The following is an 11,634-nucleotide window of genomic DNA, read 5'->3' as shown; positions in this document are numbered from 1 at the left end:
CAATTAACTTTTTATTGTGGGTGGACGTGAATTTTCTATCACAACTTGACTTGATTAGAGAAATATTGTCTAATTTTAGCTGAAATTTTCCCTGGTGATGCTAACTTTAATAAACTTCAATATAGTGTTCGTTAATCTGCAAACCTTTTGCAAATTGCTGCTGAAAATAGAAAGAATCAGGCAGAAGCTTCCAAGCTTCAGGATTGGGCGGATAGGTTGATGGGTCGTAAGTATGATAATGGTTCTTGGGGCAGCAAGCTCAGTTTTTTTTGCCAAATCTACCCCTAGAATAAGTTGATTAAACTTGATTGAATTAATTAATTAATTTTTGTCATCCTGACTGGAATATAACCAGAATAATCAGAACAATTTTTCATTTTCAAATGACCACTATCATCTAACTCAACATAAAAATTATCAGGTTGATAGTTACGGTTTATTGCATCCCTACCTGGATAAGTAGGTCTATTACCTTGAAGAGTATAACCATTTCTTTGACGATGCATATTCATTTGTTGTTCAAAGTAAACTCTCCTACCATTAGGTCTAGTTACATTTACAACCATAGTTCCAAAATTTCCATTCATTTTTAAACGACCTTTATATAACAATCCGTTGACTTTCCATTGTAAATTCCATGTTCCGTTCATCCCTTCATTTATAACGCTAGGAGCGATCAGGGGCTCAACTTTTACCTGAGCAAAAGCAACTTTTGCAGGAGTTAATGATAAAGAAGTAGCGGTTAAAGCAACTAAACTGAAACTAAAAGCTTTGTTGAGGTTAGTTTGAATATTCATCTAAGGTTCCCTTGTTTTTAATTTGTTGATGTGGGAAGAGGTTGTTCTCTTTCCTTTCATGTCTTAATCATCTCCTAAATTTTGGCGAAGTTCGATAATGTGCATTAGTTGTCACAATTAACTTTTTATTGTGGGTGGACGTGGATTTTCTTACACATTGATTAGCAGTTAGGGGTCACATTCTGCCATGATAATAGTTTTGTGAGGAGATAGTGACATTTTCTTGGTTAACTGTCCAGTGAGGTGCGTATACTCAAGAGTGATTTTTATCTTCCAATAACTTATCAATTTTTTTGTACCTTTCCAGTCTCTGTATTTCATTTCCTATGCTTTCCTCTATCCAGGTAGAGCAGAGACTACTACGGCTTTTCCCCTGAAAATTGCCATAAACGTGTCGAATATTAAAACATGATTGGTGAGTCGAGCGCTTCAATATGTTGATGATTGATTTGTAGAATATACTCACTGTAATTAGCTACCTCATCCAATCCTGTGAAATTCAGAAAGAATTCAGTGGCGAGCCAAATAAACAAGATTAATATTAATTTTTTCCATTTCATGTTCATAAGGTTTTAGCCTCCGACTGAATCTATTCCCTATATTTCTGTTTGCGCAATAACTAGAACTTTTGGTAGTGTATCAAAGAAGTATGGATAAAGGAGTGAAGTACCTCAACTAAACTTCCTTATAGTTGAGGCTCCCCCATCTAAAATGAAACACTTTTAGATGAGGACTCCTTATACCTTCTGTCAGAGCGATAGTTTTAATAAGTGTATTTGAAGATGGCATCACCCAAAGCTTTCCAGGTTTCAGGACCCACCACTCCATCTACTGTAATATCAGGCGATGGAAAAGGAAAAGTAGCGTTATAATTTTGTTGAAACTCAGCTACTATTTGTTTGGTTTGACTATCATATTGGGCATCAAATATTACATTATCGGTAATAAGAGTCGGTCTTCCAACTGGTAGACCGAACCAAAAGATTGAAGATAACAATTGTTCAAGAAACCGAACAGCATCTCCACTATCCCCTTCTTTTAATACAGGCAAAGTTGATACAGTCATTGTTGATACAGTCATTTGAGAAAATTCCTTAGTTTAGTTGAAGATTAGGTTAGCAATCAGTAATCAGTTTTCAAGTCGTATAATGGAGATTTTAACCCCCGAATTTTAGCTGAATACTGATTGCTGGTAAAAAAGATGGTTTGTTGATAGCTACCTTAGCCATAGCTATGGTTTTGTTAGAACCTATCTTGTTTCATTACAAACAATCCTAACCAAGGTTTATTTGCAGTAACGAAAATGGTATTTAATTGCAAGTCGAATGTTAAATAAGACTGTTTCTGGGAATTTTCCATAACCAATGTGCATTTCTAATTCACTTCAAAACAAAAATCCAATTTTTCTGGCAAAATTATTCACATTACTGGTGTTCATCTGAATTTGTGTTATAAAGTGCAGTCTTTGATTAAAAACATTGCCAAACAGGATAATTGGCAAACTAAACCCGCATTATGGTACACAATAGTTCAGTGAAGGGTGTCTAGTGCACTGTACAGTGATTACTAGACACCCCACTACACAGTAAATATACTTATTGAAAAAGTGGCGTTCTCACGAGTGATTTAGGTACTCAACACTAAATCTAGAGAACGAGTTTAACAGTTCTTGGAAACTCCGCTTCTTAAGAGCTATTCTTCATCTTCAAGTGGAATTTCAAGGTCATTCATTTCATTTTGAAGTTTCCTAAATCTGCTAATTTCATCAATCACACCATTTTCAATCCATGGAGCGCAATAAGCACTCTGGCTTTTACCTGACGTTTCAGTAAGAAAGACTAACGCTTTATATATATAGTCAGGGACACTAACTGATATTTGTTTCATTTGTTTCTGACTACCTTTTTTCCCTCTTGACATATACTTATAATTCACTTATAATAAGAGTATATTCAAGGAATAAATAGACTGGTGAACGGGAGAAACCGGACGAACTATAGGCTATTAAACCTTGATAATACAATACCAATACCTTTAATATACTTTATGGAGGGCTACATATCCAGTAACAACTTCAACTACTATACAATTGCCAAAATTCATCGAGCTATTCAGTTTGCTATCGGGCAGTCTGACTGGCTTTCACGGAAACAATTACTTGAAGGGCTTGCCTTCGCTGGCATTCCAATTTCATATCCACAACTATATAAAGATGTGGAATTATTGAAGTCATGCAATATCAGTGGGTTCAATCACTTCAAGGGCGATAGAGGATTTGATAGAAGTTCATCAGAAATTATCGTTGTGTTTCGATGGATGGCAACATACCGTTCGCGCGGTCAAGGTGTACTTCACCTACCTGAACTTTTGAAATTAATCAGAGATTACGACAATGACAACAAACAACAGCGCCATAGTGCAACAAATCAACCAATCGAAGTCAACTCAATCCCAGTCTGAAAAACAATTTCAACAATTAGAACTCAGTGAAATTATTGCTGATGCTAAACGCACTGCTCGTGAAGATGCTATCACTTGGGGTAAAGCATATCAACATTATTATGCTGACTTCAAAGAAGATGCACGCATGATAATTGTTGAAAAACTAATGAATCAACTATCATCAACTGACGATGACTTAGATGAAAGCATATTCAATGAACTTCACTCACCACCTATATTTCCCAGTCAAAACAATGGCAAAAAACAAGAGAGTTAAAGGAATTTTAGAATACACACTCCTACCTACTCTCATACCAATTTCATTGATATCACTATTCACAATTGCAGCAATATCAATCACTCCTGGAGAGAGTAGAGGAGAAATAGAAAAGACTGAAACTAAGGAGAGATAATGGGTTTAGGAAACGCACTTGCTAAAATATCAGGAGCTGCACAAAGCAACAGTTCATCACTTGCTAACGGCGAACACAGATTAGGAACTGCCAGTGACTTAGTAGGAAAAGCAACAACAGATTCGCTGACACCAACCAATCCTGGTACACTGCAACCACATAAATCAATGGCAGATTTGCAGTCACCTGTAACCATTAATGAGCAACAATATCAAGCTCTTAAAGGTAAAGTCAACGAACAGGTAAAACTAAACGGAAGCAGTGCTAAAGGATATCGAACTGCTGCCAGACTACTAAAAAGTGACTACACCAGAAACAATGCTTTCTATGGAGTCAAAGGATATGCAAGACAAGCAATTAAATATGCAGCCAAATCAGCCAAACTCATAGCAGGATTTGGAGCATACGCACAAGGAAAGCGAAAGACATTTGCTGGTGCTGCTGCTAACTATGAGCAAGCTTCCCAAAAAGCTGATGCTGATATAGCAGCAATCCGAAGCAAATTGAGAAGCTAACAAACATTTGACTTGATTTTAGGGAAGGCTGCAACCTTCCCTTATCACTATACTATAAACAGAAACGGTATTATGTGGCAAGCAACATTTTTATTCCAAGGAATTTTTACCGCTGCAATTTTAGTAGGATATGAAGCTGTAGGTTGGTGGCGATTTTTAATCCCAATAATCGTTCTCAAACTACTAGCAACAATTGGATTAACTGGTTACTACTGGATTAAAAGAGGAGTTAGTGATTTCTGGGAATTAATAGCTTTCACTGTCTTGACAGCAACAGCATTTCTATCAGGATTTAGTTTAGGAGTTTTTATCTGATGAACTTGGCAACTGAGAGAATTATAAGCCATCTAAATGAACTACATGACGTAACTAAATTTTATCTTTTAGGTCAATCTTTCTTTGGTATTTATGCAGTAATTAGTCGCAATGAGGAGTTATTACACTTTGCCATTGCATGGTCATTAGGACATTCTATTCTGGGTTGGATAATTAGTAAAACTTCTGCTCAGTTTAAAGAATTAATTGGTGTAATTAGACGTGCTGAACAATTAGATTTTGATGCCGAAACTTCTGCGATATTATACTCCCGTGAACAAGGATTTAACCAAGATGCAAAACAAATATTATCTTTTGGTAGTGCTACAAATAACCAGGAGGTGATCGCACCTGAAGTGGTAGAATCACAGGAAGCTGCTAAACAACCTACTTTCACACTATCAAAACGGGTGGAAGCATTGGAAGAAATGGAAGTAGCGGAAGTTGTTAAGCTAGTCGATTTTATTCGTACTTCCACCGCTTCCGATTCTTACATCATTGAAAATGTGTTGCAAATGAAAGGTAGGAGCTATCAGAAAGGTAAACAATTATTGGAGCAAATTAGAGCAATTATTTAGGAGTTATTATGATTGATAAATATGAGAAAATGCTAGAAATATCTTTTGAATTAGATACGAAAGATGATAATAATTTAATTGGCCAAATGGAAGGATTATAGTCTCTATACAATCATCAAGATTGGCTTCATGAAGATGAGAAAAAAAGATATCAGAGGATGTGTGAAAAAGTTGGTAATTGTCAATTTTTAGAAGGAGATGATTTGGTGTTATTGAAGTCTTGGGAGAATAGATTGAAGGAGTTATAAAGTGTTGATTAAGGAAATCAATGAATGTTCTATCACAAATTAATGGTATAAATAATTAATCCTCTCAGAATTGGACTCTGAGAGGATTGTAATATAATTCCAATTATTTTTTATTTGGAATTAAAATTCAATTAGATAACGACTAGACAATAGACAACGACTAGACAATTATTATTGTATTATATAATGAGTGAAACAAAAAGCAACAATTACGACAACCTTCGTGGAAATACAACCCCTGGATATTTAGATTCAGGTAATGGCCTAAAGTATGCTTGTGAGTCAGTCAATCCTAATTATGACAATATTAACCCATATTTATTACAAAGTATGGGAGATAATTGGGCTTACAAAACAACAACAAATCAAGTATTTGCTAATTTAATCATGCATGGGGCTGATTTTGAGGAACTAAATAAGAAAGAAATATCAGTCGATTCATTTAGATTTAATGACCATAAAGTCTTGTACCGAGCTTGTAAAGAATCTCATGAAATTTTCCAACAAATAACTCAACCAATCATCTGTGACTTATTAGTAAAAATGGAGAGAGCTGACCTAATCAACCATCTTAATAACTTGCTAAGTTATCCTCAGTTATCACAAGAGAAGTATGCTTTAAAAGTTCTGGAATTTAGTCTCTTAGAAAAACCAGAGCGTCATAAGAATCCGCATGAATATTTAGTAGATGATTTAAGAGGACAAATCCGAGAAATTCTCTTTGACTTAGGGGCAATTCAGGATTTAAAGAAAGAAATTGTTAATCAAGGACTGATTAATATTTATGAGTTTAATGAGGTACTTTTTGATGAGCGACAAAAACATTCTAAGCAACTGGCAGCCTCTCTTTTAGAAAAGGATTTATCATCATCGGAACTGGAGATTGAGTTTGCTAAATATAAAGCTAATAAACTGGACATTAAATCAATTTATTGGCAACTTCAAAAAGAACAAGAAGATTTAGAAGAAAAAAAGCTATTTACCCCACTAACTCGCCCTAATAAAAAGTCTGATTATCTGCCGGATAAACTAAAGATGTGTAGCCTACACGCTCAGAACCTGGGATGGGATGAACTGGCAATAATGGAGTGTTTAATAGCTGCTATTAGTGGAGTTATTCATGGTGAATTTGAGGTGGAAGTACATGATGGTTGGTCAGAAAAATTAATCAGTTGGGTATGTTTAATTGCTACTTCTGGCAAAGGTAAATCACCATTTATTAAACCAGTTCGCAAGGCATTAGGAAAATTAGAAAAACAAGCTGCTGATGCTTATATGGATGACTACCAACACTATCAATCTTTACTAGCTGAATGGGAGAAAGGAGATAAAAATCCAGGGGACAAACCAATTGATGTACATTACAGAACATTCATACAAAGCAGCTTTACAATGGAGGCAGTTTGCGCTCAGTTCCAACGCCAAGGCAACAAAGGAATTACATTTTTCTATGATGAATTATCAGCGCACTTTGCAGCAATGAATCAATACCGTAATGGGGATGATAAAGAAGCTTGGCTGCAGTTTTACGATGGCAACATTTCACCCAAACTCCGTATGAAATCTGATGATAGACTTGGTGGTAGTTTAATGACTGGTAACAGTTTTAACTGCCAAATGGGGATTATTGGTGCAATACAGCCGGAGGTATTTCAGGATTTATTGAGTCAGACAAACCTTCGCAGTGCAGGTCATTTTGCTAGATTCAACTACTTATGGATGGAGAACAAACCACTAACCTTAGAAGAAGTGATTTCAGGTGGCAGTGCAGTTGACGTTACTGAGGATATTTATAAATTATTGGTTTGGGCTGCTCAACTACCAGGGCAAAAATTTATGTTTTCGCCGGATGCTTTTAAATATATTGTCACTAAAATCAGCTTGGTGGAAACTAAAGCCATGGAGGAAAATAACCAGATTATGGCTGAATTTTTGAATAAATTTCCTGGTAAGTTTCTGAGGCATTGTGGGTTGCTTCATTTATTATTTAGCTATCCAAATGAACCAACTAATTTAATTCCTCAGTCAGTTTGTCAAGTGGCTTTTGACAGTATAGTTCAACAACAATATTTTATTGAAAAAGTTTGTTTGCTGAAGCCTGAACCAGCACTTTCTGATATGCTAAAAAGTCTCTTAGATTATTGTCAAAGAAAGGATAAATTTTTATCTGGTTCTGATATTGTTACTAGCAAGAAATTTGACAAAGTTAAACCTAAATTTACTGCTCAAGTGGCCAGAAGTTACTTTAAGGATTTGGCTGAAATGGGCTATGGACAATTAGAAGGCTCTGGAACGCGATTGAGATTTAAAGCATTTACCCAAAACCCAGTAGAAATAGCTGAAATTCAATCATAGTAAGTATTTAACTACCCAGAAATGTACCCAATTTAACCCAGTAGTTCTGGGTAATCTCTGGGTAGGTCTGGGTATATTTGGGTTAATCTCTGGGTTCTCTAATCTTTATCCTGTAAAGATTTCAGCTTAAATCACTGGGAATTGGGTAGTTCCCAGAAAAAATCAAAATCCCAATAGCCTCTATTGGACACATCCTATATTTAGAGGCTACTATCTGCTATATAATTGGCCATCAATTAATGAGAAAATTAGTCTAAAATTTTCTAAGATATTAAATTCTAAGATTAATTATTACGAGGGTCGTTGTGAAAAAAAATCCTAATTCATAAAGAGAATATTGGGTCAAAAATTAAAAATCTTCAGAGTATAAAGTTAGAGGTTGTTATTTAGAAAAGGTGGAGTAATAGTAGTAACTTTAACCTTGGCGGAGCCACAGTTTATGTATCTGCTACTGTTACTATCGCTGATGGCAGAATGTAAGTATTGAACAAATTCGGTAGCAATACTTTAGCGTCAGCGGCCTGCACTGTCCGTCGGTTTCATCATGATTTTTGTATTTTTTTATTATGTGAGGACGTGTGCAGGTAAAGTGTTTCAGCATAGCGGTACCGAATTTGTCACCGTTGTTTTGCGGTTGCGCTATCATTGTTTGCCGACTACTAAAGCTGCCAAAAACGCAATCATTGACTGAATTTTTTTAGCCATCCAAAAGACTCAAAGATTACGGAAACTTAATCAACGACGGCTCCCCTGAGACGGAACCTTAGAAAGAATTAATTTGTTTAAGGGGGGCTTAATGGTTACTAGTGTTGAACAAAAAATTACAATTGAAAAATGGGGATATGCAGTTGAACATCCAGAAGATTTGGTGGATGAAGATATACAATTTGGCTTTAAGCTTATTAATAATAGAGAACAACAATGTTACTATTCATATTTATATGTAGAGATTGGTCTGGTATTTGAGATGGTTAATAAAGGAAAGCCTGGTATACATAGAACAGTTGATGCAGCAATTGAGTATTTAATGTCTCTTGCTGATTATGTTGTTAGAGTACATCGAATTATACGTCTAGTTCCAGTTAAACTGTGCGTATAAGATAAATTATACGTGTGGCGTTGTTTTCTGTCCGTTTCCTCTCGCAACGCCATCTCGAGCAGAAACAGTTGATTCATTTTTGTTAGACTGTGCTAAACCAGCGGCACCAGCAATTGCTGTTCCAGCTAACCCGATTCCGGATGACCATTTGGCATCATCACTATCGGTAACTAAGACAGTAACTCCAATGATTCCACCAATCGTTGCAATAAAGATAGGGGTTATGGAGTAAATGAATTCAGGAGTGAGTAGTTTCATCTTTAGTAATCCTTCATGGGTGCAGAAATTGTTCTTTCTATGGCAAATCTTTGTACGAAGAGAGTTCTATTTCTAGGGAGTTTCGTATAACAGGTTCGCCATATTGACCTAAACTATGGAAAAAGTATCATTGACTTGTTCTAGTCTATCCAGGACTTAGCCAAAATACACCATCCATCGCTGTTCTTGCTTACAGTCCAGCAGGTATTCATAAGACTGTAAGAATATTTTAGCATCTTGCCATTTTCGGAAATGGCTTAAAGCTAGGGTTCGTGACTAAGTCTCCAAACTCAATTGTTTTGTATCCGTATTTATAGTTAATAAAAATGCCAGAATAAAATTTGGCACACACAAACCTGCAATTAGGGCTAAAACTAGAGACGCTGCAATGAGCGTGCCAACTAATCCTATAATTCTTTTGTGGCAAAACTTTTAAGTTCTTAGCTAGAAAAGGTATGCTATACCTTTCATCAACTATTTTTAATAGATAGTGAAAGCTGAAATCCCGTAAATTCGTTATCTAGTTTGTGATAGCAGAGAACTTGGTACTTAATTGCAGTTACTCTAGTTTTACGCCTTTAAGAATGGCAGAAATATTGAGGCGTTAGCGGAGCTTTGCGTCAACAATCGCCTAAATTAGTAGACTTTATGTATACCGCTAGCGTAAATCCTGATTAGTTTTGGTTAGTGAATTCAACTACTAATCGAGCCATTCTAATCGTGCCCAAGTTTGGGAACCCACAATTCCATCCACAGTTAAACCAGAGGATTTTTGGAATTTCTTCACAGCTTCTTCTGTTGCTACACCAAATATTCCATCAACTACCAAGGGACCAAATCTAAAAACATTTAACTGTCTTTGTAAATGTTTCACATCTTCACCAGTGCTACCAAAGGTAAGAGTACGAAGAGACCTAGTTCTTTGAGTTCCAGTAAACATAATTTTCTCCTTGTTTTTTGAATTGATCAGGACTTACACAGTAAAGCTATATATAGCGTATTAATTGGTCATCATTCAAGATAAACCCAGTATAATTAGTCTCGTTGCGTAAGTCCTACTCTATATTTTTATTATCTCCTAAATTTTTGAGCAGGTAGATAATGTGCATGAGTTATCACAATTAACTTTTTATTGTGGGTGGACGTGAATTTTCTATCACAACTTGACTTGATTAGAGAAATATTGTCTAATTTTAGCTGAAATTTTCCCTGGTGATGCTAACTTTAATAAACTTCAATATAGTGTTCGTTAATCTGCAAACCTTTTGCAAATTGCTGCTGAAAATAGAAAGAATCAGGCAGAAGCTTCCAAGCTTCAGGATTGGGCGGATAGGTTGATGGGTCGTAAGTATGATAATGGTTCTTGGGGCAGCAAGCTCAGTTTTTTTTGCCAAATCTACCCCTAGAATAAGTTGATTAAACTTGATTGAATTAATTAATTAATTTTTGTCATCCTGACTGGAATATAACCAGAATAATCAGAACAATTTTTCATTTTCAAATGACCACTATCATCTAACTCAACATAAAAATTATCAGGTTGATAGTTACGGTTTATTGCATCCCTACCTGGATAAGTAGGTCTATTACCTTGAAGAGTATAACCATTTCTTTGACGATGCATATTCATTTGTTGTTCAAAGTAAACTCTCCTACCATTAGGTCTAGTTACATTTACAACCATAGTTCCAAAATTTCCATTCATTTTTAAACGACCTTTATATAACAATCCGTTGACTTTCCATTGTAAATTCCATGTTCCGTTCATCCCTTCATTTATAACGCTAGGAGCGATCAGGGGCTCAACTTTTACCTGAGCAAAAGCAACTTTTGCAGGAGTTAATGATAAAGAAGTAGCGGTTAAAGCAACTAAACTGAAACTAAAAGCTTTGTTGAGGTTAGTTTGAATATTCATCTAAGGTTCCCTTGTTTTTAATTTGTTGATGTGGGAAGAGGTTGTTCTCTTTCCTTTCATGTCTTAATCATCTCCTAAATTTTGGCGAAGTTCGATAATGTGCATTAGTTGTCACAATTAACTTTTTATTGTGGGTGGACGTGGATTTTCTTACACATTGATTAGCAGTTAGGGGTCACATTCTGCCATGATAATAGTTTTGTGAGGAGATAGTGACATTTTCTTGGTTAACTGTCCAGTGAGGTGTTGTGTACGCTGTCTAGTGCAGTGTCTAGTGAGTAGTAGACACCCTCAAAAATCCTCTTGGGAATGAGATTTTCAAGAGTTATTGTTAATTTTCTCAATTAACAATCAAAAAAAAACGTTCTCCCAACCACTATAGCTGTTTTAATATAGGCTAAAAACAGCCTCTTCTATGAGTCGAAATTACTATCTCCAACGCTAACCTGGGTTCAATGAGACAATATCGTTATCATTCAAATTCATAGTCAACAACAGGTGTATAGTGAACTGTCTACCAGCTACTAGACACCCTAAATGGGGATGATAAAGAAGCTTGGCTACAGTTTTACAAGGAGTGAAGGAATGGTTGTGGGTGTTTACCAATCAAGATTTTTGTTTATTCCGGGCTTCCGATACCAGAGGACGTGCCGAACTGGAATCTCAGTTGGGGCATAAATATGCTGGTGTTCTCAGTAG

The 11,634-nt window shown here is 35.8% G+C and carries 13 protein-coding genes; 7 read left to right on the top strand and 6 right to left on the bottom strand.

The features are described 5' to 3' along the window. Window positions 1–317 precede the first annotated feature (317 nt). The 3 genes from F6K13_RS02680 to F6K13_RS02670 all read right to left on the bottom strand — a co-directional run bounded on the left by F6K13_RS02680 (window position 318) and on the right by F6K13_RS02670 (window position 2,684). The gene (locus F6K13_RS02680) at window positions 318–797 is read right to left on the bottom strand and encodes a hypothetical protein (protein ID WP_124155577.1); all 480 of its coding nucleotides are present in this window, start codon (window positions 795–797) and stop codon (window positions 318–320) included. Between the two features lie 763 nt (window positions 798–1,560). After that, a complete protein-coding gene (locus F6K13_RS02675) occupies window positions 1,561–1,878 on the bottom strand; it encodes a peptidoglycan-binding protein (RefSeq protein ID WP_124143799.1) in 318 nt (105 codons plus the stop codon). A 611-nt stretch (window positions 1,879–2,489) separates the two neighbouring features. Further along, a complete protein-coding gene (locus tag F6K13_RS02670) occupies window positions 2,490–2,684 on the bottom strand; it encodes a hypothetical protein (RefSeq protein ID WP_124143800.1) in 195 nt (64 codons plus the stop codon). A 505-nt stretch (window positions 2,685–3,189) separates the two neighbouring features. Here F6K13_RS02670 and F6K13_RS02665 point away from each other — a divergent pair. From F6K13_RS02665 to F6K13_RS02635, 7 genes are all read left to right on the top strand, one after another. After that, complete coding sequence (locus tag F6K13_RS02665) at window positions 3,190–3,516, top strand: hypothetical protein (protein WP_124143801.1); 327 nt, start codon at window positions 3,190–3,192, stop codon at window positions 3,514–3,516. Next, entirely contained in the window at window positions 3,494–3,652 is a 159-nt protein-coding gene (locus F6K13_RS02660; RefSeq protein WP_287286777.1) for a hypothetical protein, read from the top strand. The genes F6K13_RS02665 and F6K13_RS02660 overlap by 23 nt, the downstream gene beginning before the upstream one ends. Continuing rightward, complete coding sequence (locus F6K13_RS02655) at window positions 3,652–4,167, top strand: hypothetical protein (protein ID WP_124155576.1); 516 nt, start codon at window positions 3,652–3,654, stop codon at window positions 4,165–4,167. Before F6K13_RS02660 ends, F6K13_RS02655 begins: the two co-directional genes overlap by 1 nt. A gap of 72 nt (window positions 4,168–4,239) precedes the next feature. Then, window positions 4,240–4,482, top strand: coding sequence for a hypothetical protein (locus F6K13_RS02650; protein WP_124143805.1), 243 nt, complete (start codon window positions 4,240–4,242; stop codon window positions 4,480–4,482). Further along, entirely contained in the window at window positions 4,482–5,060 is a 579-nt protein-coding gene (locus F6K13_RS02645; protein ID WP_124143806.1) for a hypothetical protein, read from the top strand. The genes F6K13_RS02650 and F6K13_RS02645 overlap by 1 nt, the downstream gene beginning before the upstream one ends. Window positions 5,061–5,494: 434 nt before the next feature. Beyond that, window positions 5,495–7,663: a DUF3987 domain-containing protein gene (locus tag F6K13_RS02640; RefSeq protein WP_124143807.1), complete on the top strand. Its 2,169-nt coding sequence runs from the start codon at window positions 5,495–5,497 to the stop codon at window positions 7,661–7,663. 796 nt (window positions 7,664–8,459) lie between these two features. Beyond that, on the top strand, window positions 8,460–8,762 hold the full coding sequence (locus F6K13_RS02635) for a hypothetical protein (protein WP_124143808.1): 303 nt from the start codon (window positions 8,460–8,462) through the stop codon (window positions 8,760–8,762). 6 nt (window positions 8,763–8,768) lie between these two features. Here F6K13_RS02635 and F6K13_RS02630 read toward each other — a convergent pair whose 3' ends face one another. The 3 genes from F6K13_RS02630 to F6K13_RS02620 form a co-directional block, all read right to left on the bottom strand. Further along, complete coding sequence (locus F6K13_RS02630; RefSeq protein ID WP_192901060.1) at window positions 8,769–9,020, bottom strand: hypothetical protein; 252 nt, start codon at window positions 9,018–9,020, stop codon at window positions 8,769–8,771. 700 nt (window positions 9,021–9,720) lie between these two features. Beyond that, window positions 9,721–9,960 (bottom strand): peptidoglycan-binding protein, encoded by a 240-nt coding sequence (locus F6K13_RS02625; protein ID WP_287286775.1) that lies wholly within the window; start codon window positions 9,958–9,960, stop codon window positions 9,721–9,723. Window positions 9,961–10,455: 495 nt separating this feature from the next. Then, window positions 10,456–10,935, bottom strand: a complete 480-nt coding sequence (locus tag F6K13_RS02620; protein ID WP_124155577.1) for a hypothetical protein — start codon at window positions 10,933–10,935, stop codon at window positions 10,456–10,458. Window positions 10,936–11,634 lie beyond the last annotated feature (699 nt).

The sequence above is a fragment of the Okeania sp. SIO2B9 genome (assembly GCF_010672505.1).
GTDB classification, from domain to species: domain Bacteria; phylum Cyanobacteriota; class Cyanobacteriia; order Cyanobacteriales; family Microcoleaceae; genus Okeania; species Okeania hirsuta.
The sequence above is the reverse complement of the archived record's forward strand: the minus strand, read 5'-3'. Positions and strand labels throughout refer to the sequence as shown.